This is a genomic window from Nitrospirota bacterium, assembly GCA_013388455.1.
Classification (GTDB): Bacteria; Nitrospirota; Thermodesulfovibrionia; order Thermodesulfovibrionales; family SM23-35; genus JACAFF01.
Genome location: JACAFF010000003.1, coordinates 20,712 through 45,751, shown reverse-complemented (window position 1 = coordinate 45,751; position 25,040 = coordinate 20,712). Strand labels below are relative to the sequence as shown.

The window sequence follows — 25,040 nt, the reverse complement described above, 5'->3', positions numbered from 1 at the left end:
CATTGCAATTTTGGTTTAACGACGTGAAGGAAATCGTTTAGGTTGAAAAGAAGGTTTGTGTAAAATGGTCCCTGATATTGCTGAGGGATAGACAGCCGGGTCATGTTCATGTCCGTGACAGTTTAGAAAACATTGGCCGGCTCTAATACCTAAATCTCTGTATTCAAGTTGCATACTTTTTGATGGCATAACAGTTGCCCTATTAAAATCTATCAGATGTGTATATTGTATACTCCCATGAGGGTTATGACACGTCCTGCAGGAAGTGCCCACATTCGATATATGAAGATTATGTAACTGAAAACTTTCATTACTTAAAATACTACTCCTTCTGTGACAACTGTAACAGAGTTCATATTGAAATGGACCTTCTGAACTATCAATAGTCGTATAATTCTTGGATAAAATATATTTATAAATAGAACCATGAGGCCCTTTTGGACCTGAAGGTTCATCATTGTTATGACAGTCAGTGCATTTAATAAGGCTCGATGTAGATAGAGGAGGGATAAGACTTGGCACATCAGTGTTAGTTCCAGGCGCTATAATCGGATGAAAAGAAGGATTTGATGGATTAAGGATTTCTGCTTTATTGGTTTGGTTTGAAGGGAGATTAGCGCTATAAGAATGACACTTAAAGCAGAGTTCATACTCAGAAGTTATCCTCACCTTAACTCCATCTTTATTTATACCCCTGATACCTGACATCTTGTTTTCCTTTTTTACATAGTGATGATGGTGGCAATCAACACAGTCTGAATGTCTCGGCATAGCTCCATCTACTTCTGGAATTATTTCATCATATCTATGAATACCTGTTTTTTCAATAGGGTGATGGTAAGGTTTTTCAAATTCTTTCTGTATATCCTCTGTTTTGACGTCATTAGCAATGTCTCCAGATCTTTTAGCATTTTCTACATAAATACTATGTCCATGGCATTTAAAGCAAAATAATTCTTTTCTAACCGAAAGCATGGGTGTATTATATATTCCATGACCTTTATGACAACTTGCACACCCCTTGAGAAGTTTACTCTCATCACCATGCGGCCTTTTAATCCCGGAGTTAGCATTAAGAGAAGAGGAGATAAGAAAAAGGATAACGATATTCATAATAAAAACTTTTTTCTTTACCATTCTATATCCCCTGGTGGTATCTCTTCGTGACATACAATGCATACTTCATCATGCGTTGTTTTATTCCAGAATGGGGGCCAACCACCTGCTGCTCTGTTTGTATGTGGATCATGGCATGATGTGCACTGCACTCCGTATCCATTCTGAGTAGGATGAAGTTTTACATAAGGATCGTTTATAGGCCATTTAAGACGGCTTAAAGGAGGGTCTGAGGTATTTCTTTTATTAGCCAGTATTTCGTCAAATATAATGGATATAGGATGCCCTCCTGAAAGATCTGTCCCGAGGTACCCAGGCCCTCTAATGAGTCTTCCTGAAGCATCAAGAACATCTGTAATGCTTATCATCTGAATCTCATCCCATCTGCTTATAATTGAACCTATTGCTACAGTTCCATCATGGCAACTTAAGCAGAGTTTTGAGAATCCATCAATAGGTGGTGCTTCTGCCTCAGAAGAGTAAGATTGCAAAGTGGGACTCCAGTAATTTATATAATTTACAACCGCCGTTATCTCATGATTCCAGAGAGGTTTTGCAGGTGAGGCATTATGAGGGGTATGGCAGAATATACAAATTTGGGTTTCACTAACTGCTTTCACATCCCCTGTACCTGAAACAGACAAATTATGTTTAGTATCTTCAACACGTGCTAAAACTAAAAAGGGATTTAAAAATAAAATACAAAATGTGAAATATAGAACGCAAGATATTAATTTTATTTTACTTCTCATTGTTTACTTTTTCAGATACTGAAATATCTGTATCCTGTTATTATTTGAATCTGCAACATAAATTCTGTCCTGTTCATCAATAAATAAACCTGCCGGAAGGATCATTTGTCCTTTTTTACGGCCTGTGTTACCAAAGGCAAGAAGTAGCCTGCCATCCTTATCGAATATCTGGACAGTATCAAAATGTGCGTCAGCAACATAAATATGTCCATCTGAATCAACAGCTATGCCTTTGGATTTAGAGAAATCACCTGAACCATCACCATGTTTACCAAAAGTTGAGATAAATTTGCCGTTCTTATCAAAGATTTGAACCCTGAAATTCATTGAATCAGATATATAAAGCAAGTTATCTTTTGCAATAAATATATTAGTAGGATAATTGAATTCTCCTTTTCCGTTACCTTTTTTACCAAAGTTAAAAAGTAATGATCCATCTTTTTTTGAAAAAACTAAAACATTATGCTTGTGTGTATCTATAACATAAAGTCTTTCTTCATCAATTGCAATACCTGCAGGCCTGATAAATAAATCATCTGATCCGATTTCCCTGATATATTTACCATCCTTATCGAAGTGGAAAACTCTCTTTAATATGGAATCAGAGAGATATATTTCTCCATTTTTGTCAACTGCTACACCGATAGGCGATATTAAATCCTTTCTGTCAGCGTTTCTAATTTCAAGATATCTTTTTTCTTTTATGTCAAAGATATGAAGAAAATGAGTTCCAGGATCTGTTACATAAATTTTATCAGCATCTGCGAATACTCCATATGGTCTGAGTAAATTTCCTGATGTTTGACCTTTCCCGAGAATACTATCCATTGTTTTAATAAACCAAGACTTCTTTTTTTTTATATCAGATTGTCCGGAAATGCTTCTTATATATTGAACCCTCGCTGTCTGGGGAGGCGGAGGCCAGACAGGATTCGGTCCTCGTATATCTAATTCAGAATCTTGAATTGCAACTTCCGATGTAGCACATCCGGCAAAAAGAAATAGAATAATAAAAAATATGAGGTATTTCTTATTCATTTTTAAAATGGTTTGCTCAGTTTTACATAAAACCTTTTATATTCTGAAACTAATGGACCTTCCTCTAACCTGTATACATTATACTCAAGAGAGAGAGTTATACTTCTTATTAAATAACGTAGTTCAAGTTGATATTCCCTGTTCTTCCATCCATATTTTCTCTGGAAATCAACAGTTGATCCTGCCCACCATCCTTGATTTCGCCAATCTTCTCTCCACCATCCTAAAAAATTGAGGTTCCTGAGTATACGATAATTAAGACGGACTTCATAATAATAACTTTCGATATTTTCAGAGTTAGTTTCTCCTGTAGTATAACTTCCCTTCAATGTGGCCAATCCTTTTTGTCCGATAGGATAGCCTATATCTCCTGTTAAAGTATAATGCCTTATTTTCTCAGCCCATTGTTCTTCTCCAATCCAGAATGTAGTTCCGTGATTTTTTGTATTAGCGTCGAAAATTCTCGCTTCAGCCTCAATATTCCAGTATGCCCTCCTTGGTCCTTTGCCATTTATTCCTGTTCTGACTCTATGCTCTATGTAATCACCTTCGGCTGATAATTTGCCAAATTCTTCAAATTCCGAATAGTAATATTCACTTTCCTTTAATGTATAATTATAATCATATTTGCTTGTTGAGATATCATAATTTGCATAAATTTTCCCAAGCTTGAATTTTCTTGTAGAGAGACCAATGCCCAGAGAATTCCCAACAAATTTATATTCTCCACGGCTTTCATCTGTTTTAATAGAGAACTTATAATATGACGTAAAATCAAAATTTTTAATAAGCTTGCCATAATTTAGTCCAATGTTAACCCCATATGATTCTTCGTTTCTTTCGTTACGATTCCCGAAACTGTAACGTAAGTTCGCTGTTCCGAATATCATTTTAGATAGTCTGTAGAGTAAATAACTACTGACCGTTTGTAAATCTGCTTTCTCATCTTCGGTTTCGAAAGTAAGGTATTCATATCCATAGTTATGATTTAACTTGCCGATAGGGGATAATCTTAAATCTGCTGTAAACATTGTCAGTTTTTTTATATCTATGTCAGAGTGTTGAAAAGAAGTAGACAGTGAATTTTGGTTTTTTATATTAGTATATGTATTGGCTATTATATTTTTTCCATCATATTCTCTAAAAGGACTTGAATACTCTGATAAATCTCCAATAATATTATATCTTGTATTTATAGTCTTTAAAAAACCATTTATATTTATATTAAATCTGGTATTCTCGGTATTTTCTTCCTTAATCTTTTTTTCGATAATAAGCTCCCCAAATCCATATTTATTGATTAAAAAGCCATGTTCTCTCTCAATAGTATATTCCCAGTGATCATATCCAATTACTATAGAAGGAAAATTTCTTCTTGTAAAACGTAGTCTCGCCCCAAAAAAACTTGTGGTGATATTGTAAGGAGATGTGCCCCATCCTTCTATAGTAGAGTCAGTTTTTAGGGCGTATAAATCTAAAGATATAGGATTAGTTCGTAGAATATTGGCTGAAAAATTATAATTTATAGTATCTAAATCACGGTTGTTATCTGAACCATCATCTGCTATTTCTTTTCTGTAAGTTAAGCTTGCGTAAAAAGATACAAGTTTGGGATGATATATATACCCCCTTAGCCCTAACATATAGCGTTGCTCGAAGCTCGTATAGCTGGTGTCTGTACCATGTCCATAATAACTTGATGCAAAGCTATAATCGCGGTATGTAAGTTCTATAAGACCCGTAAAACGGAACCTTTTGGGGTATGCATACGCAGCATTTGACATCTGTGCTTCAGATTTTTCAAATAAGAGAGCTATAAAAAAAAAAGAAATATAGTTAAAAAAAAGATAATTCTTTTTTTCTGACTCAATGAATTTTTTCCTTCAAGGCTTAGACATCCTCATTTTTTTTCTTTCAAATATTGAAAAACCTGTATCCTTCTGTTAAAAGTATCAGTTACATAAATTCTGTCTTTTTTATCAATATATAATCCTGTTGGAAGTGAAAATTGACCTGCTCCTATTCCAGCCTTGCCAATATCGAGTAAAAGCTTTCCTTCGTCAGTAAAAATCTGGAAATTGTTGAATGCAGTATCAACCACATATATGTGTCCTTCTGAATCCAGGCCAATACCTGCTGGCCTTGTGAAGCAGCCACGACAATCACCAAGTCTCCCGAATTTTCTAATGAACTTTCCATCAGGAGTGAATATCTGTATCCTGAAATTAAATAAGTCAACAACATAAATTCGGCCATTTTTATCAAGAGCCAGATAGCTTGGAGTATGAAATTCACCATCTTCAGTTCCTTTTTTACCAAATGTAAACAGAGGCAACCCATCTTTATCAAAGACCCTTATAATATGATTTTTACTGTCTGAAACATATAGTCTCTCTCTTTCTTCGTCATAAACCAATCCAGATGGATTTTTAAATTCTCCTGTTGGAACAGGTGACATAACTACCTGTCCTGTATTTTTATTCAGTCCAAATACACTGTTAAGTTTTGAATCTGAAACAAACAAAATTCCTCTTTTATTGTCTATAGCAAGACATATTGGGGCATCAAGTATACCTTCGCCGAGAAAACGCAAAGTAAATTTTTCCATGTCAAAGACAAAAATTTTATGAAGCTGTGAATCAGCAACATAAATATTACCTGCGTTATCAACTACGACCCCATTTGGCCTGAATAAAACATGAAGCACAGCTTCTCTTATAAGTACATCAAGAGGGTTTATCATTTTAAAGTCCTGTGAATTTGACCATTGTGTCACCCATTGAATGCGCGGAGTTTGTGGAGGTGGAGGCCAGATGTATTCACCTTTAGGTTTTTCGAGTAAGGGTGTTTTTGGGGTACATGCAAAAAGTAATAGCAAAATAGTGGATAGTAAATAGTGAGTAAAGTAAGGTATTCGCATTAAAGTTTGTGGCATTTAATACATATCCTTTCTTGGGTTAGAAGTGACCTGAAATCAGAACTATGTGGTTCATGGCAACTTGCACAGGTCATCTCTTTTCCTGGAACATTAGGGTCTGGAATCTCTATCTGTCTTTTTGGATTTTTTGGGTCTTCAACTTTTATCAACTTGATGGTACTTGGATCTATTACTCCATCAATCGGATGACGTTTTTTACCGGGCAGGGAAACAACATGTGGTAATTTCAGTTTATTAGCATGGCAGCTTATACACAATTTATGTGTCGAATTTAGTAGAAGGGATGGATATTCAGAAGTATGTGCTGCATGGCAAGATGTGCATCCTCCAAGATTTATTATTGCGTGAACATATTTTTTTGTAAATTTTGTTTTTTCATGGCATTCATAGCAAAGATTGGGCTGGTCGTTTTTTAAAAGTTTATCTGAATCAGAGCTGTGTGGATTATGACAGCCTGTGCACATACCTAATAGGGCATGGCCTGATGTGCCTTTGAATTTCGATATATCATGGCAAATATAACAAAGAGCAGGTACTTTCTGTGTGAGTATAATACTGCCTTTCTGGTCAGGATGAGTTTTTCCTTCAACAGTCTTATGACATGTTGAGCAGCCCTTATCTAATACTACATGAATACTTTTTTTAGGCTTTTTCAGATCTATATGACATGCTAAACAGGTGTTTTCTTCAGCAGAGTAAGAGTCAAAAGTTAATAAGCTTAAGGTGAGGATTAAAAAGCAAACAATTAAACATAGGAATAATGTAAAATCTCTGGTAAAGCTGTTAGAGAAAAAAAATATACTCTTTTTTGTTATTCCTCGACTTAATCGGGGAAGCGAGTATTTTATTTTTATAAAATTCAATCGCTTAATAGCCTTATTACGATAGATTTTATTCTTTTATAACAATAATTTAACTCTATTTCTTCAACTTGTCAATTAATATTTTTAAGGTTCTTAAAATAGAATTGACATTTATCTTGACATCATTCCCACATTTTGTAATTGGGCATTATAGACAAACAGCCATAATATCAACTTAATTTTATGGGCAGATACTATTTATAACAGTTTTATTAATAAAAATCTTAAATAATTATTGTTCATTATCTGCAAGGTTAAGCCTATTGTAGTAATACAAACATTCCTGAAGCCATAAGCAGTTTTTCTGGTCACAATTTTTTACTTTAGATGTTCCAAAACAAGGAGTATTTCCTTCAAGGCTCTGGATTGCTCGAATGATGTTCTCCCTTTTCATATTAAGAATCTTTAATCCCTTTGTTTTTGCATACAGCTTCAGTTCTCTAAGTGTCATAATTTGTCGGCCTCTATGTATAAAATCTACTATGCTATATGCTATACCTCGGCATCCGACCCCATTTTTTCCATATCTAAAATATTTAGAATATCCCTTTTATACCCTTCGTTCTGAGCAATGATATCAAGATGAATAGTTCCGATATCTTCAACATGGGGGATAACATCTATTTTTAGTTCTCTTAAATCTATAGTTTTGATGTATTTTTTACATATATCGCAGACATCCACCCTGTAACCCTTACCTTCTTTCTCAATATAAAAATGCCTCAGTTTTTTATGGTCTCCGTTGCCGCAGAATGGACATAATATCCTATCAAATCGCCACTCAAAGCCACAGGAAGAACAGATAAGAAACTTTGCTCCTTCAACACCCTCGACATTTTTTATCTTTCCCATTAGTGGCTCAGAACCGCATACTGGACAATAGCCTTTCCGCCATGAATCCTGTTCCACATACCCTTTTATTCTATCAGCATATGCCTCAAGCACAGGATTAATGCTGTTTTGTGCTAAAAAAATTAACAGCCATTTATTAAAATAAGAACCATTATTTTTGCCTATTGAATCAAAGTATTCTTTATCGCCTGAAAGCAATTTTTTGAATAGCTCCTGCACTTCTATTTTGTTATGACGTAAGGCTTGATTTATCTTTTTTATTTCAGGAGCGATCTTTTTATTCTTTCTCTGGATAGTCCTGCATATTTTCTTAAATAGGGTTGTAGCTGAGTCCATATCCAGCTTTATCTCATTCTTATCTATCAAAGGAAATCCTTCCATCATCTGCTTTTTTACTGTTTCCCTATTTATGTCAACAGCTTCTACATTAATAAGTGATTTTATCTTATACTGCTGTTTTACAATGTCTTTAAAAAATTCGAGTATTTCTTTATAACTGGGTCTATTTTTCTCAATGACATCTATTCTATGGATGATCCTGTCCAATTCATTAGGTTTTTTTCTTTTCATTATGTATTCCTTTTTAAAAAAATTACTTCTTTCCGTCATTGCGAGCCGAAGGCATGGCAATCTCCCCTTTTAGGATTGCTTCGCCGTCCTGAAAGCTTTCGGGACTTCTTACAATGACAAACAAGGTAACTATCAATAGATTGCCCCGGTTTGTGCCGGGGCAATCTTGAAAATTAGAGTAGATATAATCTCATCCGCTATGCACTATGTATTATACCTTCTCGATGTTTACCCTGAAGCACTTAGATTCCGGAATTCTCGTATTGGCGTCTCCGATATAAGGTGTCAGAATGTTTCCGCTGTCACCAGTACTAAGACCCATAAATCCCCAATGCCAGATGATACCTACCTGATGAACTATTGTGCCATTCACCCTGAATGGTTTGAAGCGTTTAGTGACGCATGCTTTGACTGTAATACTTCCTCTGGCTGAGGTTACTATCACATCATCTCCATTGCTGATGGGTCCATTTGTATCACTATTTTTAACGAGGGTTCCGGTGGTATCAGCCGCAAGCTCTTCGCTTATCTCAACAAAAGGCTCAGGTTGAAGTTCAATCAGAATGGGTATATTTCTCGTCATAGTCCCCGTATGATAGTGCTCGGTTATTCTGTAAGATGTCGCAAAGATGTTATATTCATCGTCTCCATGCTCTGCGAAGTTTGTAGCAACATTTCCAGGGTCATACAAATGAACAGTCGGGTTCATCCTGTAAGTGCCAAGCCATGATGGATAAGCTATCGGGCTTTCAGCAGGCTCATAATGCCATGGGAATGGGCCATCTGACAGAGTCCATCCACCAAAGAGGTGTCCGTGACCATCCTTTAGCATAATAAAAGGATAAGGCCATGTTCCCGGTCCCGGATTCCCGCCGCCGTCTATTACATCGCCTCTAAATGTAGATGCAGCGGGGTCCCACTTGACTACATATTTTTGCGGAGCAAGCGGGTCGCCTGCAAGTGTAGTCAAATCTTTATCACTAAGATACATTGACGCACGGTTATAAACGATTCTCCTGTTGACAGGCCAGCACCACGACCAATAGGAATATAGGCTGGAGCACAACTTGCCGGGGTCTGTCCAACCAGCATTACCAACATCAATTGGGTATCTCCTCTTTGCCCTGTTTCCGACTCCACCAGCTGGCCATATAGCGCCCTGATTTGGGCTTTCAAACGCATCCAGTGATACAGCAAAAGAACCGCAATGGAGCCAGTTGCCGCAAGCATAAAGATAGTCAGGCCCCGTGTAATCCGGGAAATTCAAAAAGGTTCCATTATGTAACACCCAGCTCGAACCATTCCAAAAATATCCATGCATCTCCTTTGCTACGAGTTCTGCCAGGGCATCGCCTGTTTGTCCAGTGTAGCCAAAGCACGGCCAGTTGAGATTCGACATCTGGGGTTCTGCACTAAAGGCAGTTTTAAGCCTCGTGCCTAAGTCCACAAGGATATCGAGGTCTGTTCTTGCTTCTCCCGGTGGATTTCCTCCACTCCATGACCACTGAAGCCACCTGCTGCTATTGGTGAAAGAGCCATACTTTTCGATGCCGACTGCGCAAGGCAAAAGGTAGACGGTTGTATTTGCTAAAGTATTCAACCTCCAGAATGCCGCTGTCTCTGTTTCAAATGGGTCTACGCAGACGAGCCATTCGAGATTTGCCAATGCCGCTCTCACATGATCGCTGTCAGGGTCGCTCACAGCAGGATTTTCTCCGACGAAGATAGCGCCATCGATATGTCCCTGAGACATTTCATCGAACATCGTAAGGATGCTGTGGTCCCCCGTCTTCTTGAGCAGATAAGAATATCCTGTGTCGCAGTCTACACCCGGCCACCACGCCTTGAGCAGAGCAGCAATATACTTTCTCCCGTTCTTCCACCAGTGCACACTTATCGGGTCTACACCTGACGTCCCCCTCACAGTATAATTGTGAACGGGATTAACCGCATGTGCTGAATTGTAATTAGCATTCATATAATCAGTCAATGTAGTCTGAGAAGGTGTAGGGACTTTCAGATATCCGGGCAGTATGTGGTGAAGCACTGCCTGGTCTGTTGCACCCTGAACATTAACCTGACCTCTTAATGCGTTAATACCGCCACCAGCAACCCCCATGTTTCCCAGGAGGAGCTGTAATATTGAATATGCCCTGATGTTCTGTGAGCCAATAGTATGTTGTGTTGTTCCCATAGCATACAGAATGGTTGCCGATTTGTTGTCAGGATATGTTGAGCAAAATGTCTCGCAAATCTCCTGATACAGTGCCTCTGGTGTGCCTGTAATAGCACATACATTTTCGATTGTGTAGTTGGCAAACTGTTTTTTGAGTTTATCAAAAACAGTACCAGAATCAGTGAGATTTGCCGCCACAGTGGGAGTTAACGGTGCATCATAGTCCCAAGTTGTCTTGGTATATGCAGCATCCAAAGTAGCATCAAGATGTGGATAATAAGTACCCGGTGTTGTTAATCCGGAAAATACACCTTTGGTACCCTCTTCGCATGTCTCAAAGCCACTGTTTACCATAAGTAGGGCATTCGTGCATTCTCTTACATATTTCGTATTGTAAAGACCATGGTCTATAGCATATTTAATCATCCCACCAATAAAGGCAATATCAGTTCCAGAACGCATTGGTGCATATATATCTGCCTGTGAAGAACTTCTACAAAATCTCGGGTCAACATTTATAATAGTTGCACCCTTTTCTTTTGCCTTTAAGACATGTTTCATCGCTAATGGGTGGTTCTCTGCTGGATTGCAGCCCATAATCAATACGACGTCTGCATTCTCAATATCTGTCCAGCTATTTGTCATACACCCTCTGCCAAACGACTCTCCCAGAGCCGCTACGGTTGGAGAGTGTCAGAGACGGGCGCAGTGCTCGAAATAAACAATGCCGAGAGCCCTCATCAGTTTAGTCAACAAATAGCAATCTTCATTAGTGTCCTTGGCAGTGCCCAGGACGGCAATATTTGTGCATATGCCTCCGGGAGAAATGGTGCCACGAGTAGTTACTATCTTATTAACTATCTCGGTGAGAGCTGTATCCCAGTCTATCACTTCCCAATTGTTTTCTCCAGGAGAACGCCTCAACGGCGTTATAATCCTCTCGGAGTCATCAGCCTTGTAAGGAACTCCGTATTTATCCAGATATGGAACCCCTCCAGGCCTGACATACCCTTCGATATGATTCAGGTTAGCTGCACTTGAACCTTTGGAACATAAAGACCCGTGGTTATTTGGATTATCAGGGTCACCCTGGACGTAAGTAATCTGGCCATCTTCATTGCTTCCAATAATCATTCCGCATCCCATGCCGCAATATGGACATATGCTGTAATTTTCATACAACCATACAGGCGGATTGGCTTGGGCATAAGCTTTAATAGGCTTGAGGTCGAATATTCCAAGATAAAGGGCAGCGCCAGTGACAGCAGTGTACTTCAAAAAATCTCTTCGGGTAATAGCCATTAATTCCCTCCTTTCATTTTTAAGCTTTTCAACAAATTTTTGTTACAAGCTCTTTTGTTCATAATTTTTTTAAAGTAAGCTTTAAAGTCCATTTTCCTCCCTTTTAATCAGCAGGTGGCAGATTATATGCTTCACGAGGTTGAGTTAAAAGAAATATTACGCGGCCTCTGCCCCCCCAAAGGGTTGCTTTGTCATATGTGTCTTTAACTACAGCGAGTCTCTGCTTTGCCATGTTCATGATATCTTTAGCAGCACCAGTTTTTATTGCACCTGGTGGGCAGGCCAACTCACATGCAGTGGTAGGTTGACCATCTCTGTAAGTTGTATATACTCCATATCCTCCACCAAACCTGTCAAAGCAAAAGTCACACTTTACAAACCTACCAAGTGTTGAGTTATATTTCGGGATTTCGTATGGACAACATGCAAGAAATGCTGCTATTTTTGCAGCTTCATCACCACTTACTTTTACATTCGCAGGTATACACTTATCATTGAAAATAACAAAACCCTCTTTGGTTTTTTCTACACCTTTAGGGCACAATATCTGGCATTCAGCCTGGTTACAATGCATGCACTGTTTCTTAAAGAACAAGAAAAACAGTGTATTCCTTATGTCTTCATATTCAGTGTATTCAACACGTGTAAAAGTAGTCCCTGATACGTCAGGGGGATTCGTGTAGGAACCAATAAAAGTAGTAGTCTCTGGTGGCAGCTGGTGCCATTGCTTGCATGCAACCTGACAGGCTTTACAGCCTATGCACTTGGATGTATCTATAAACATCATCCATTTTCTTTTATAAGCCATTACTCCCTCCTTTCATAATAGATCTTTATCCTAAACATTATCTTAATGTATGACAATCTTTGCACATTGTTGAACGTGTATTGTCGTTCCTTAAGAAATAGACCTGATAATCACCTTTACCATCATATGTTGCAAGGTCATGGACTGAGTGACACGTTGCGCATTCAAACCATCTATCAGTTGGAGCAGATGCGCCAGAAGCTGCATACAGGAAATAATTAGTTCCGCTTAATCCTCCGACTATTGCATATCTGACACGAGTGCCAACCGACACATCAGTAGCAGGTGGAAATCCATTTCCATCAGTGGCAGTATCTAAAGTATCATCATAATTGAAACTAATGGGATGGTCATCCATAAGCCACGTATCTAAATCAGCACATCCTGATATCTGTAGATCATATGCTCCATCAGTTACAGAACAAGGACCTGGATAATTAACAAGTGAGCTTGCAAGCCCATTGTGGCATACCAGACAAAGTGAAGAAGGTGGTCTTGGTTGAAAAGTAGGACCCATGTCGAATGAGACCGAATCATAAGTTTCATAAGTAGGTGCTACTTGTAATCTATTCCATAATGGATATTGGCCTGTTCCACTATGAGGTGTATGACACATAGCACATGGCTCAGGTGCAAGTTCGTGCGGTGTATTAAAGACCGTCGCACTTACAAAAGTAGACATACCTATCGCAAAAACTACGATAAGAATAAGCAATAAATACTTCTTCATTTTTTCACCTCCGTTTCTTGATTACATAATTAATTCCCTTAAGTTATTCAGAGATCCTCTTCTAAAATATTTTATTTTTTCCCTCACCCCCCTTTTTTTACCCCTTAAAGGAGCTTTTATATTGTTAGTTTTTTTCACCTCCCCCCCCTTACAAGAGATTTTTTGGAACTGTGAAAATCACGGAACGTGAAGAAAGTCTGAAAAAAATTTGATAAGAAAATGAATAAAGTTATATTAATATAAGGTAAATTTGTTAGATTTACGATATAAGGGTGAGTAACAACTTTGGATTTAAAAACAATCACCCCTCGCTCCCTCTTCGTTCAGACCTCTATCTAAACTTTTATGGATTGATTAACTTTTCAAGAATTATTTCTTAAATAAAATGATGAAATAATCTCTCTAAGATAAAATAAATTAAATTACTTGAAAAGATTAATCTCAATAATAAGAAAACATATTTATAAAATATTTTCAATCCCATAAAAGTATTAGATTTAAAAAAAAAAGTATTAAAAAAATATTAAAACTTAAGTTTTATATTATTAATACTAAAGTTGTAATTTATTTACTTGATAAAAAACTTCCTCTTGAAGAGAAATGAAAATTAAGATATGATTTAATATATGGTTCCTTTGAAAGACCACTTCAGACGCACAATTGATTACCTGCGAATATCAGTAACAGACAGATGCAATCTGCGATGTATTTATTGTATGCCAGCAGATGGCCTTATTCCAATAGAACATAAAGAAATCCTTAGTTTTGAAGAGATTGTAAGGATTGTAAAAATATCAGTTAATCATGGTGTTACAAAAATTCGAATTACAGGTGGTGAGCCTCTTGTTAGAAGAAATGTTATTTATCTTATCAGGTTATTAAATAGCATTGAAGGCATTAAAGACCTTAGCTTAACAACAAATGGAATATTACTTGAACGTTATGCAGATGATTTAGTAGATGCAGGGTTGAAACGGGTAAATATAAGTCTTGATTCTTTGCGACCAGAAAGATTCAGAGAAATTACAAGAGGCGGAGATATTAATCGTGTTTTAAATGGAATAAAATCTGCGGAAAAGGCAGGATTGACACCGATAAAAATTAATATGGTTCCAATTCGAGGGATAAATGATGATGAAATAGAGGATTTTGCAAGAATGACCATAAAGCATCCGTACCAGATTAGATTTATAGAGTTTATGCCATTTGGAACACAGGGAATGTGGAAACCTGAAAAATTTATTTCTTCAGAAGGGATAAGATATATTGTTGAGAAATTTGGAAAACTTACTCCGGTGGTCCAGAAAAAATCTGGTCCTGCCAGGTATTTTAAATTTGATGGTGCTGATGGAGTGATTGGCTTTATTAGTCCGATTAGCAATCACTTCTGTTCAGAGTGTAATCGTCTTCGACTGACTGCTGACGGAAAGTTAAGACCATGTCTTTTTTCGGAAACAGAGATTGATTTAAAACCTGCACTTCGTAGCAATGCTTCTGATGAAGAAATAGATCGGCTTATTAAGCTCTCCATTGATGTTAAACCAAAAGGCCACAATATAACAATACAGAATGCTGAATTAAGAACATTGATAAGTTCAAAACAAAACTCTATGAGGCCAATGTCAAAGATTGGCGGATGAAGACGAATATTTTTTGATATATTCCTCTAAAGCAAAAAGCATCTCAATTTCTACTCCTGCAATCTCCTGTAGGTGAACAAGCTGTTTATGAGATAAATTATTTCGCAGGCGACTACAGATAAAGTTCACACATATTACAGGTCGAGCTCTTAGCGAGCATCCCTTATCTGTAAGAAAAAAACACCTATGGGGGTTTTTTGATTGGAGAGATATCGACCTTCCAAGAAGAAGATTTATGAATAAAAGTATGCTGTCACATTTATAACCAGTTCGATAACCACAGCATGTTCCTTCCCCGTGTATAGAACACTCAGAACATACACTTATGACACCTATGGATTGCATCTCTTTCTGGGTGGCTTCTATGCTCTGATCGAGCTTGTTAATAAGGTTTAAAAAAGTTTTGTCCTTTAGTAAATCGTTGCCGAGAGTTCTGTGAAGATGTTTAGCTTTAGCAATGGTTTGGATAACTATATTTTTATAAAGATCTGTTTGATATGGTAGCCCTGACTCAGAGATATTCATCTATACCAGTTTTACTCCTTAACTTTTGATAAATAATTTCTGCGATCTTAAATAAATTGACAGTATCTTCTTTATTATATATTCTGAGAAGTTCCAATGCTTCGCTGCTTCCCTGTTTTGCATATCCCCAGAGTTTAACAGCATCATAGCCATCCATCCCCTTTACATTTTCATCCCTTTCAATTCCTGTTTCTATCTCGAGCTTCTTCAACCCTCCTTTACACCCGATTCTTCTTGCACCAAGACAAACATCGAAGTGAGGTATATTGAACTTGATTTCTTTCATTGACCTTAAGATAAAAGGTATATCAAAGGCAGAGCCATAAAAAGTGATAAGATATTTATATCCAGAAATCGCATTGATTAAATTCTCATCAGTTAAATCAATATCTCGTATAAGACACCTGTAATCAAATCCATCATAAATTCCGATGAGAGTTATATAACCTCCATTTTCTGGCATTAATCCATTTGTTTCGATATCAAGACATATCGCATTTTTTTTAAAAATATCAAAAAGTCTCCAGTGCTCTCTTCTTTTTATAAAATTAGCAAAATAATTTGCATTATTATTCTCGAGTTCATTAGATGCAGATATCAGAAATTTATCATAAAGAATTTTTTTCTGTGGACTGAAGAAAGTAAGATTACTGGCATTAATGAAATCTGACCATGTGAGTATGCCTTTTTCCCACAATCTCTTCTCTATTTTTTCACCGATTCCATTTACTATACTGAATGTGTTTCTTATCATTTTTATTGTAATTCCTTAATTTTTCGAAGTCCGGCGATTGCATGTTCATTGTTAGAATCTATCTTGATAGCTTTTTCAAAAGTTCCTTTAGCTCTTAACACGAATCCAAGTTGCAAGAATATGTAACCGAGTTCTGTTAAATACTCACTATTGAATGGAGCAAGTTTCAGGGCATTATTAATAATCCTTGCAGCTTCGTTATATTTTTTGTTACCTTTCAGAGCCATCCCGAGATAAAAATGATAGTCAGGCACAGTACTGTCAAGATAAAGCGCCTGTTCAAATAATTTTATAGCTTCATCATACTTTCCTCTATTTATCGCAATGGTCCCCTCTTCATATTTTTCTCTTGCTATTTCCTTATTGCTTTTTTTCTTAATTGTATGTGAGGTTGATAAACTTTGATCATACTTAATCCGTTCATCAGATTGAGATAATACTTTATATGCTTCGGTTAAATGGGTAAAGATAGCATTCAATTTGTTCTTCACGATTTCAGTTGGCAACTCTTTATGTTTGTCTGGATGAAATTCCTTTGCAGCAGCATAATATGCTTTCTTTATCTTATCAAGAGTAGCCCATTTCTCTACTCCGAGAATACTGTAATAATCTGATGAATCTAATCTCTGATAAAGGTCTTCAATTTTATCTATAAATTCTTGATCATACTTATCTTCCTGTAAATCCGATTTTTTAATATTAATAATCCTTGCTTTTATCAATGAAAAAAGCGTTTTCATAGTATTCCGAGTTTCATAAGGAGAAATGTTAATTATTTCCTGTATACTTCGATTCCCATTAATCAGTTCTATAATGTCCTTATCCATCTTATCTAATTTTATATTATTTAAAAAATTACTTAAGTTGTGAACTGGAAGAAGGACAGTATCCACAGGCGGCAAAGAATTTTTAATATATACAATATTGCTAATTCTTTTGTAGCCATTGTAGACAATATTAGTTATATCGAGTCTGATTTTTATGATTTTGTCAGGAAGTACATGCCCATCAAAAAATATAAATTTGGCATTTTCCCATTGAAATAGGCTTAAAATGATCTCCTCAATTTGATTTCTAATAGCAGAAGTGAGTTCATCAGGCTTCAAATATCCAAGAGCGACAATAGCTGCTCCTTGACTTTTCCCGGTTCTTTTAGAAAAGTTTATCAATTGATAATACTGGTCATTTGTTATCCTTCCAGTTTTCAGCATAATCTCTATTAAGCGATCCTCTGTTTTATTGGAAGTAGCAAAAATGATGTCACCCTTTTTAAAGAATATTTTTTTTGTGATTGCTTCTTTTCTTAGCTCGAGTACTCCATTCATTTCATTCTGTTTTAAATCAAATAGTATATCATCAAGAGGGTAAACACTTAGAAGGCCGGAAATAGTTTTTCTTTCTATGCCTATTCGAAGTTTTGAGTCAATTTTTTTACACCAGATAATTTTACCGTCATCATCAATACCGAGATCCTCAATTTTGAAATGTCCCGGAGATCCCACAGGAATAGTTAATGATTCGTCAAAATAAAAACCAATACCTCTCAGTGAATAATTAATTGCCTGTAAATTATATTTTTTGCCCTCAAACAATACCTGAGTTTCTTTATAACAGTCGTATCTCTTAAAACGTCTGTTATCTCTATCTATCTCTGAAGACATTTCTAACCATTGATATTTTTTTGATAATAATAGCATATGACTAACATTAGAGCAATAAATGTAGCAGGAGCATGTTATTATTAAATATGAAAAGAGTTGTTGTTACAGGAATTGGCAGTGTAAGTCCACTGGGAAATTCATTTCATGAATCCTGGCATGCCTTGAAGCATGGTATATCTGGCATATCACAAATAGTAAGGTTTGATACCTCGGGCATGAAATGGAAGATTGCTGGAGAATTAAAAGGGTTTAATGCACTAAGATATCTTTCAAACAAAGAGATACACCGACTCGATCCTTTTGTTCACTATGCAGTAGCCTCTGCTATAATGGCATCAGAAGATGCAGGACTCTTGCTCCCCATCAGTCCTTTTTCCACAAATGAAGAAGGTACGATAGAGAATGAAAGCTCGGAACTTTTAAGAGGAGCTGGAGTTATTATTGGTTCAAGCAGGGGCGGAATATCTACCTTAGAAAGAGAAATACAAAAAACTTCGCGAATATCAGCTTATCTTATGCCTTCAACAACAATCAGCATGGCTTCTTCATTTGTTGCACAAAAACTTGGTATAACAGGTTACTGTCTCGGTATATCAAACGCATGTTCATCTGGCACAAATGCAATAGGGGAAGCGTATAGATTAATCAGGGAGGGCTATTGCAATATTGTTTTGTGTGGAGGAACTGAAGCACCAATATGCAGAATATGCATTGAAGGATATGGTAAAGCAGGTGCATTATCAAGTATAAATGATAAGACAGCAAGCAGACCTTTTGATAGAACAAGGGACGGATTTGTTATTTCTGAAGGCGCTTGTATTCTGATACTTGAGGAATATGAACATGCAGTAAATAGAGCTGCAAAAATTTATGGTGAGATTATTGGCTATTCCAATGTAACGGACGCACATCATCAAACTATACCTTTAGTTGAAGGAGAAGCACGTGCAATAAAAATGGCAATTGACAGTGCTGGATTGCATCCTGAAAATATTGACTTTATAAATTCACATGGCACATCAACATCTCTGGGCGACAGAATAGAGACAGAGGCTATAAAGATAGTTTTTGGGGAAAAAGCCTATCGCATACCAATAACTTCTGTTAAATCAATGACAGGCCACATGCTTGCTGGATCAGGTGCTATTGAGGCAGCTTTTACTCTTATGAGTATGAAAGAAAATATTATTCCTCCCACGATTAATCTGCGAGAGAGAGACGATGTTTGTGATCTTGATTATGTGACTGAGTTAAGAATTGCAGATATTAAAATTTCCATCTCACAGTCATTTGGTTTTGGTGGAGTTAATGCAGTTCTGGTTTTAAAGCGTCTGGATGTTTGAATTCTATCAATGCTTCTTGTTCGGGATTTTCCTTTTTATCTCTGTATTTAGGTGAAAAATGCATAACAACAAGGTTTCGCACATTTGCCTCTCGTGCTATTTTCCCTGTTATTCTGGCTGTAAGATGGGATCTTTTTAAAGCCCTTTCAATATCTTTATCCATAAAATATGCCTCACAGTATAATGTATCTGAATCCCTTACAAATTCTATAATTTTTCTGATATTCGCATTATCTGTTGATACATCAGTAACATACGATATCTTCTGACCTTTTGTTATTATGGTTATATCCCTTAGCTCATCGAGCATGTATGTCCTGTCAGATAATTTGAATTCTGTATCAGAACTGAGATTTTCTCTAATTGCCTTTTTTAATTCAGAGAGCCACGGGCCAACTGATAGACCCCTCTCTTTCAAGGAAACCTTATTAATATTAATATGGAAATCTTCTTCTATAGAGAAGGCAAGACATGGAATCTGATGATTTAACTGGACTGCTTTTACCGTAAAGAGCGATTCTTTTAATAGAATACCTCTGAATGGTTCAATACCGTTTTCAACTTTCTCGAAACAATTTTCAGCATGAAAACTTAAAGAAATTATTCTATCTCTATCTATGCAGAAGACCTCAATTTTAAGCGGGTATTCTTTTATAAGATTCCATGTATAACCCCTGAGTTTGCCTTCTACGCACTCAACGATGTTTGATGGGCCATAGATTCTCAAAGGTTGTTCTCTTCTCAAAAGTGCCCTGAGAAGCAAGTCAAAACCGATAAAATGGTCAATGTGGGTATGTGTCACGAAGACATCCGTTATCTTTTGAAGATCACGCGGTTTCAGTTTACTGATATCTCCTATATCAAATAGTAAAGCACGGTTTTCTCTTATAATCCTTAGGAAAAGCACAGGATCTTCAAAAGGGTTATTAACAAGTTTATGAACAAACGTAGGTTTCATGAGTGATTATATCTCATTGTGATATAATATTACCAAATACATGAAGATAGAGAGCTTAGAGACTTTTTGATTAAATCTAAGCTTTTTCTTTATATGGAGGAAACATGTCCGAGCTTCGAAAAGATCCGATATCAGGCCGGTGGGTAATAATTTCGATAGAAAGGGGTAAGAGACCAACTGATTTTGTATCTCCTTCTCAAAAGAAAAGGGGTGGATTCTGCCCTTTCTGTCCAGGAAACGAATATACAACACCAACTGAAATTATAGCATTCAGACCACCCAATACAAAACCTAATGAACCAGGATGGACATTACGGGTAATGCCTAATAAATTCCCTGCTCTTCACATATCCGGAGACTTGAATAAAACAGGAGAGGGAATGTTTGATAAGATGAATGGAATAGGTGCCCATGAAGTTATTATAGAAACCCCTGATCACATGGAAACCCTTTCAACGATGACGCTGAAGAGGGTGGAAGATGTGCTCTGGGCCTATTACCTCAGGTTAACAGATTTGAGGAAAGACCGTCGCTTTAAATATGTGTTGATTTTTAAAAATGAAGGGGATGCAGCAGGTGCTTCTCTTGAGCATTCACATACCCAGTTAATTGCTTTACCGATTATTCCAAAACTTGTTAAGGAAGAAACTGATGCATCTAAGCGCTATTATGACCTTAAGGAGAGATGTATTTTTTGCGATGTTATTAATCAGGAACTCGAGTCTAAGAAGAGAGTTGTTTATGAAAATTCACGTTATGTAGCTATTGCTCCTTTTGCTCCAAGGGCACCTTTTGAGACCTGGATATTGCCAAAGAAACATGAGTCATTTTTCTGTCCTCATGAGAATAGCTTTTCACAACTTGCTGAAATGCTTCAGATGGTATTAAAACAAATTGATAAGATACTCGATATCCCACCTTATAATTTTATATTGCACACCTCACCTTTTTATGATGAGAACAACGAATATTACCACTGGCATATAGAAATCGTGCCAAAACTGACAAAGATTGCAGGTTTTGAGTGGGGTTCAGGATTTTACATTAATCCAACTCCTCCTGAAGAGTCAGCAAAATTCATGAGGGATGCAAAGATATGAGGATACTTATAGCAACACCAGAAGCAATCCCTTATGCTAAAACAGGAGGTCTTGCTGATGTTACTGGCACATTGTGTAAGGAATTCAATAAAATGGGGCATGAGGCATATCTTATCCTGCCTCTATACAAAAAGATAAAGAATGCAAATCCTCAAATAAATAATAAAGGAATAAATATACGGGTTCCTCTGGGAGAAAGGACAATTAATGCGACAATATTTAATGATGCAAAAACATATTTTATAAGTTGTGATGAATTTTTTGACAGAGATGAATTGTATGGAACGCCAGATGGAGATTATGCTGATAATGCACGAAGATTTATTTTTTTTTCAAAGGGGATCATAGAGGCATGCAAAGCTCTTCAATTAAAGCCTGACATTATTCACTGTAATGACTGGCAGACTGCACTTGTGCCGCTTTATCTAAAACAACTCTATAAAGACGATAAATTTTTTAAAAATACTGCTACCCTGCTGACAATTCATAATATGGGATATCAGGGAAATTTCCCTGCATCAGAGATGCCTCTTATAAGCCTTGGATGGAATTTATTTACACCAGACGGCATTGAATTCTATGGGAATGTAAACTTTCTAAAAGCAGGTATAATCTCTGCAGATATTTTAAATACTGTAAGTAAAACATATTCGAGGGAAATACTTACAAAAGAACACGGCTTCAGATTAGAAGGTGTGTTGAGGACCAGGACAGATGATCTTTTCGGTATAATTAATGGTATAGATTATGATGAGTGGAATCCGTCAAACGATAAATTTATACCTGTAAATTACAATTACAATGATTTTTCTGGCAAGGCAATCTGTAAAAAAGAACTTATTAAGTTGCTTTTTAAATCTTCAGAACAAAAAGATATTCAAGCACCACTCTTAGGGATGGTTGGCAGGCTGTCAGAACAAAAAGGGCTGGATATTATCCTCGATTCTGCTGATGAACTCTTGTCTTTTCCTATAAAGCTTGTTATTCTCGGTAAAGGTGATGAGCGTTTTCATAGTAAATTACTCGAAATGGCAAACCGATATAAAGAAAAGGTTTCTATTACGATAGGATTTGAAGAATCACTCGCACATATGATATACGCAGGTGCAGATTTCTTCCTAATGCCATCAAAATATGAACCATGTGGACTCGGTCAGTTAATTGCATTTCGTTACGGTAGCATACCAGTTGCACGCAAGACTGGTGGACTTGCTGATACAATAAAAGATTATGATCCCTTGAATGTAACAGGCACTGGTTTCCTCTTTACTGATTATACATCTTCTGCGTTTCTTGATTCACTGAAAAGGGCTTTCTGTATTTACACTGATAAGGATAAAATGAACAGGATAATCAGAGAAGGGATGAAGATGGATTTTTCATGGAGAAAATCAGCAGAAGAGTATCTTACAATATATAAAAATGCCTTAAAAAAAAGAGGTGATAGAAGTTTATATAACTGATGGATATTACATATAGGCAGAAATTGGCAGAAGTCATTTTTGAACACATCCGTGACGGGATTGTGATTCTTGATAGAAATTACTTAATCATTGCAGCGAATAAATCTGTTGAGAAGTGGATAGGAAAACCTTCTTCTGAAATCATTGGGAAAAGCTGTATTGATGTATTTCATGAGAATTGCTGCCTATGCCCGCATTGTGTTGCTACAGTAACATTCGAAACAGAAAGAGTTAATATTGTTACTCAGAAGCTCAACCGAGGAGAAAATACTTATTATGCCGAGCTTTCAGCATATCCAATAACAGATGAAAATGGCAAAGTTTTTGAGAGTGTTGTTTTTATTCAGGATATTACTGATAAAATGCTCTGTCATGACGAAATTCTTAGACTTTACAATGAAGTCACACAAACAAAAGAATACATAGAGGGCATTATCGAAAATTCAGCAGATGCGATTGTAACTTCCGATTTGAATGGAATTATAACTTCGTGGAATAAGGGTGCGGATAAGATTTATGGTTTTACAAAAGAAGAAGCGGTGGGTAAATTTTTACCTTTTGTTCCTGATTTCCTTATTGATCCTGAATGGGAGAACAACAAAAGGATTAGGAATGGTGAAGTAATCAAGAGAATTGAGACATTCAGAAAGCGTAAAGACGGAACGATTATAACCGTAAGTTTGACTCTTTCTCCCATTAAAAATGCAGCAGGAGAAGTTATTGGTATCAGTGGAATTTCCAGAGATATATCAGAACTGAAAGAAGTTGAAAATGAATTAATACGTAGAAATCAGGAGCTATCAAGGCTCTTCTTTATCAGTTCTGCAATGAGAGGAACGCTTGAACTGGAAAAATTGCTCAGGATGGTTCTTACTGCCGTGACAATGGGAGACGGACTCGGCTTTAATCGTGCAATACTCTTTCTTGTTGATGATAAAAGGAATTTGCTGAAAGGAGCAATGGGTGTAGGACCTACAAATCCTGCCGAAGCAGGACAGATATGGGAAAGTCTTTCTATAGAAAAGAAGACTTTATCTGATATCATGCATGAGATTGAAGTTGGACCTTCAAGAAAAGATTCTAACTTTGACAAACTCAGCAGCAGTATAGAAATACCATTATCAGAACAAACAATTTTAACCATGGCAGTAAAAGAAAAGAGCAGTTTTAATGTTAAAAATGTTAATGAGGAACCTTTATCCGATGCTGTCCTTATTCAGAAGTTAGGAACACAGGCATACGCTACTGTTCCTCTTATATCACGAGATAAAGTAATCGGAGTGCTATGGGTAGATAATTATTTCAATAATAAGCCTATTCTTGAAGAAGACATGAGATTTTTAAATGCTTTTTCGAACCACGTTGCAGCAGCTATTGAGAACGCACGGCTTTTTGAACAGGTGCGGTTAACAGAACAGGAGCTTGAGAATATTTTTGAATCCATTTCAGATATGGTCTATTTCGTAAATTCTGATTATGTAATAAAGAGTATAAATAAAGCAGTGAGCAAGAAATTAGGAAAATCATCAGAGGAAATAATCGGTAGGAAATGTTATGAGATATTTCATGGTTCGAATGAGCCCTGGATAAATTGTCCACATCAAAAGACAGTTGAAACAGGAAAGGCTTCGGTAAACGAAATTGAAGATGAATATCTTGGAGGAACATTTATTACATCAAGTTCACCTATATTTGATATGTCAGGGCAATTTATAGGGACGGTAAATGTTGTTAGAGATGTAACAGAAATGAAAATTCTACGAGAAAAGCTTGTTAAAACTCAGAGGATGGCTGCCCTCGGAGAAGTAGCAGCAAGGGTAGCCCATGAAATCAGAAATCCTCTAATCTCATTAGGTGGTTTCGCACGAAGACTTACAAAAAATCTTGATGGAAATCTAAAGGATTATGCTGACATTATAGCAAAAGAAGTTTTACGACTTGAGGGCATACTTAACGAGATTCTCAGTTTTGTAAAAGAGGTAAGAATTTCAAAGGAAACAATCAATTCACAGAAACTTATGGATGATGCTCTGTCTGTTATACAGTCTGAGATAGATGAAAAGCATATTAACATTGTGCGTAATTATGAACAGTCGGCTGAAGTTTTTGTTGATCCAAACAGGTTTAAGGAAGCGTTGCTGAATATTTTAAAGAATGCAGTTCAAGCTGTAAGTGCAGATAGCTCAATTTTTGTAAAGACATATACAAAAAATGGATTATGTGTTTTCGAAATAAACGATACTGGCACAGGAATAAGCGAAGAAAATATGCCTTTCATTTTTGATCCATTTTTTACAACAAAAGAGAGCGGTACAGGACTTGGTCTTGCGATTACAAACAGAATAGTCGAAGAGCATGGTGGCACTATAAATGTAGAAAGTAACCTTGGAAAAGGCAGCACCTTCAGAGTTTTCATCCCTTTAGCTGAATATTGCGAAAAAAAGTTTTAGA

Annotated in this window: 21 protein-coding genes; 5 read left to right on the top strand and 16 right to left on the bottom strand. The window is 36.6% G+C overall.

The features are described from left to right. Nucleotides 1–15: 15 nt before the first annotated feature. The 12 genes from HXY53_01060 to HXY53_01005 form a co-directional block, all read right to left on the bottom strand. The gene (locus HXY53_01060) at nucleotides 16–1,137 is read right to left on the bottom strand and encodes a cytochrome C (GenBank protein NWF75159.1); all 1,122 of its coding nucleotides are present in this window, start codon (nucleotides 1,135–1,137) and stop codon (nucleotides 16–18) included. Next, a complete protein-coding gene (locus tag HXY53_01055; GenBank protein NWF75158.1) occupies nucleotides 1,131–1,760 on the bottom strand; it encodes a hypothetical protein in 630 nt (209 codons plus the stop codon). Before HXY53_01055 ends, HXY53_01060 begins: the two co-directional genes overlap by 7 nt. A 111-nt stretch (nucleotides 1,761–1,871) precedes the next feature. Next, entirely contained in the window at nucleotides 1,872–2,906 is a 1,035-nt protein-coding gene (locus HXY53_01050; GenBank protein NWF75157.1) for a 6-bladed beta-propeller, read from the bottom strand. 2 nt (nucleotides 2,907–2,908) lie between these two features. Continuing rightward, a complete protein-coding gene (locus HXY53_01045; protein NWF75156.1) occupies nucleotides 2,909–4,690 on the bottom strand; it encodes a hypothetical protein in 1,782 nt (593 codons plus the stop codon). A 116-nt stretch (nucleotides 4,691–4,806) separates the two neighbouring features. Next, nucleotides 4,807–5,841 (bottom strand): 6-bladed beta-propeller, encoded by a 1,035-nt coding sequence (locus tag HXY53_01040; protein NWF75155.1) that lies wholly within the window; start codon nucleotides 5,839–5,841, stop codon nucleotides 4,807–4,809. After that, nucleotides 5,826–6,707, bottom strand: a complete 882-nt coding sequence (locus HXY53_01035; GenBank protein NWF75154.1) for a hypothetical protein — start codon at nucleotides 6,705–6,707, stop codon at nucleotides 5,826–5,828. The genes HXY53_01040 and HXY53_01035 overlap by 16 nt, the downstream gene beginning before the upstream one ends. 232 nt (nucleotides 6,708–6,939) lie before the next feature. Continuing rightward, a complete protein-coding gene (locus HXY53_01030) occupies nucleotides 6,940–7,158 on the bottom strand; it encodes an SAP domain-containing protein (GenBank protein ID NWF75153.1) in 219 nt (72 codons plus the stop codon). A gap of 41 nt (nucleotides 7,159–7,199) precedes the next feature. Continuing rightward, nucleotides 7,200–8,129 (bottom strand): formate dehydrogenase accessory protein FdhE, encoded by a 930-nt coding sequence (locus HXY53_01025; GenBank protein ID NWF75152.1) that lies wholly within the window; start codon nucleotides 8,127–8,129, stop codon nucleotides 7,200–7,202. Nucleotides 8,130–8,340: 211 nt separating this feature from the next. Then, nucleotides 8,341–10,950 carry a molybdopterin-dependent oxidoreductase gene (locus HXY53_01020; protein NWF75151.1) on the bottom strand — a complete coding sequence of 870 codons (2,610 nt, stop codon included), beginning with the start codon at nucleotides 10,948–10,950 and terminating at the stop codon, nucleotides 8,341–8,343. A 48-nt stretch (nucleotides 10,951–10,998) separates the two neighbouring features. Then, nucleotides 10,999–11,607, bottom strand: coding sequence for a twin-arginine translocation signal domain-containing protein (locus HXY53_01015; protein ID NWF75150.1), 609 nt, complete (start codon nucleotides 11,605–11,607; stop codon nucleotides 10,999–11,001). 103 nt (nucleotides 11,608–11,710) lie between these two features. Beyond that, entirely contained in the window at nucleotides 11,711–12,415 is a 705-nt protein-coding gene (locus tag HXY53_01010; GenBank protein NWF75149.1) for a 4Fe-4S dicluster domain-containing protein, read from the bottom strand. A 37-nt stretch (nucleotides 12,416–12,452) separates the two neighbouring features. Continuing rightward, nucleotides 12,453–13,145, bottom strand: coding sequence for a hypothetical protein (locus tag HXY53_01005; GenBank protein NWF75148.1), 693 nt, complete (start codon nucleotides 13,143–13,145; stop codon nucleotides 12,453–12,455). Nucleotides 13,146–13,780: 635 nt separating this feature from the next. Between HXY53_01005 and moaA the strand changes: the two genes are divergently transcribed. Continuing rightward, nucleotides 13,781–14,785 (top strand): GTP 3',8-cyclase MoaA, encoded by a 1,005-nt coding sequence (gene moaA, locus HXY53_01000; protein NWF75147.1) that lies wholly within the window; start codon nucleotides 13,781–13,783, stop codon nucleotides 14,783–14,785. On the opposite strand, the gene HXY53_00995 is transcribed toward moaA, so the two are convergent. From HXY53_00995 to HXY53_00985, 3 genes are read right to left on the bottom strand one after another with little or no spacing between them, the layout of a single operon-like run. Then, entirely contained in the window at nucleotides 14,768–15,310 is a 543-nt protein-coding gene (locus HXY53_00995) for a hypothetical protein (protein ID NWF75146.1), read from the bottom strand. The genes moaA and HXY53_00995 overlap by 18 nt on opposite strands. Further along, nucleotides 15,297–16,064 carry a ribonuclease H-like domain-containing protein gene (locus HXY53_00990; GenBank protein ID NWF75145.1) on the bottom strand — a complete coding sequence of 256 codons (768 nt, stop codon included), beginning with the start codon at nucleotides 16,062–16,064 and terminating at the stop codon, nucleotides 15,297–15,299. The genes HXY53_00995 and HXY53_00990 overlap by 14 nt, the downstream gene beginning before the upstream one ends. A 2-nt stretch (nucleotides 16,065–16,066) precedes the next feature. Further along, nucleotides 16,067–17,761, bottom strand: a complete 1,695-nt coding sequence (locus HXY53_00985; GenBank protein NWF75144.1) for a DnaJ domain-containing protein — start codon at nucleotides 17,759–17,761, stop codon at nucleotides 16,067–16,069. 50 nt (nucleotides 17,762–17,811) lie between these two features. On the opposite strand from HXY53_00985, the gene HXY53_00980 reads away from it, so the two are divergent. Then, complete coding sequence (locus HXY53_00980; protein ID NWF75143.1) at nucleotides 17,812–19,068, top strand: beta-ketoacyl-ACP synthase II; 1,257 nt, start codon at nucleotides 17,812–17,814, stop codon at nucleotides 19,066–19,068. Here the strand turns inward: HXY53_00980 and HXY53_00975 are convergent. Then, nucleotides 19,031–20,026, bottom strand: coding sequence for a ribonuclease Z (locus HXY53_00975; protein NWF75142.1), 996 nt, complete (start codon nucleotides 20,024–20,026; stop codon nucleotides 19,031–19,033). The genes HXY53_00980 and HXY53_00975 overlap by 38 nt on opposite strands. 104 nt (nucleotides 20,027–20,130) lie before the next feature. Between HXY53_00975 and galT the strand changes: the two genes are divergently transcribed. From galT to HXY53_00960, 3 genes are read left to right on the top strand one after another with little or no spacing between them, the layout of a single operon-like run. Beyond that, nucleotides 20,131–21,126 carry a galactose-1-phosphate uridylyltransferase gene (gene galT / locus HXY53_00970; GenBank protein NWF75141.1) on the top strand — a complete coding sequence of 332 codons (996 nt, stop codon included), beginning with the start codon at nucleotides 20,131–20,133 and terminating at the stop codon, nucleotides 21,124–21,126. Further along, nucleotides 21,123–22,589 carry a glycogen synthase GlgA gene (gene glgA, locus HXY53_00965; GenBank protein NWF75140.1) on the top strand — a complete coding sequence of 489 codons (1,467 nt, stop codon included), beginning with the start codon at nucleotides 21,123–21,125 and terminating at the stop codon, nucleotides 22,587–22,589. The genes galT and glgA overlap by 4 nt, the downstream gene beginning before the upstream one ends. Beyond that, nucleotides 22,589–25,039 (top strand): PAS domain S-box protein, encoded by a 2,451-nt coding sequence (locus HXY53_00960; protein ID NWF75139.1) that lies wholly within the window; start codon nucleotides 22,589–22,591, stop codon nucleotides 25,037–25,039. Before glgA ends, HXY53_00960 begins: the two co-directional genes overlap by 1 nt. Nucleotide 25,040: the final 1 nt, after the last annotated feature.

Coding starts and splice junctions, on each gene's coding strand:
- glgA (NWF75140.1), top strand. CDS start 21,123: ATGAGGATACTTATAGCAACACCAGAAGCAATCCCTTATGCTAAAACA.
- HXY53_01050 (NWF75157.1), bottom strand. CDS start 2,906: ATGAATAAGAAATACCTCATATTTTTTATTATTCTATTTCTTTTTGCC.
- galT (NWF75141.1), top strand. CDS start 20,131: ATGTCCGAGCTTCGAAAAGATCCGATATCAGGCCGGTGGGTAATAATT.
- HXY53_01010 (NWF75149.1), bottom strand. CDS start 12,415: ATGGCTTATAAAAGAAAATGGATGATGTTTATAGATACATCCAAGTGC.
- HXY53_00960 (NWF75139.1), top strand. CDS start 22,589: ATGGATATTACATATAGGCAGAAATTGGCAGAAGTCATTTTTGAACAC.
- HXY53_00995 (NWF75146.1), bottom strand. CDS start 15,310: ATGAATATCTCTGAGTCAGGGCTACCATATCAAACAGATCTTTATAAA.
- HXY53_01045 (NWF75156.1), bottom strand. CDS start 4,690: ATGTCAAATGCTGCGTATGCATACCCCAAAAGGTTCCGTTTTACGGGT.
- HXY53_00985 (NWF75144.1), bottom strand. CDS start 17,761: ATGCTATTATTATCAAAAAAATATCAATGGTTAGAAATGTCTTCAGAG.
- HXY53_01005 (NWF75148.1), bottom strand. CDS start 13,145: ATGAAGAAGTATTTATTGCTTATTCTTATCGTAGTTTTTGCGATAGGT.
- HXY53_00990 (NWF75145.1), bottom strand. CDS start 16,064: ATGATAAGAAACACATTCAGTATAGTAAATGGAATCGGTGAAAAAATA.
- HXY53_01040 (NWF75155.1), bottom strand. CDS start 5,841: ATGCCACAAACTTTAATGCGAATACCTTACTTTACTCACTATTTACTA.
- HXY53_01060 (NWF75159.1), bottom strand. CDS start 1,137: ATGGTAAAGAAAAAAGTTTTTATTATGAATATCGTTATCCTTTTTCTT.
- HXY53_00980 (NWF75143.1), top strand. CDS start 17,812: ATGAAAAGAGTTGTTGTTACAGGAATTGGCAGTGTAAGTCCACTGGGA.
- HXY53_00975 (NWF75142.1), bottom strand. CDS start 20,026: ATGAAACCTACGTTTGTTCATAAACTTGTTAATAACCCTTTTGAAGAT.
- HXY53_01025 (NWF75152.1), bottom strand. CDS start 8,129: ATGAAAAGAAAAAAACCTAATGAATTGGACAGGATCATCCATAGAATA.
- HXY53_01020 (NWF75151.1), bottom strand. CDS start 10,950: ATGACAAATAGCTGGACAGATATTGAGAATGCAGACGTCGTATTGATT.
- HXY53_01015 (NWF75150.1), bottom strand. CDS start 11,607: ATGGCTATTACCCGAAGAGATTTTTTGAAGTACACTGCTGTCACTGGC.
- HXY53_01030 (NWF75153.1), bottom strand. CDS start 7,158: ATGACACTTAGAGAACTGAAGCTGTATGCAAAAACAAAGGGATTAAAG.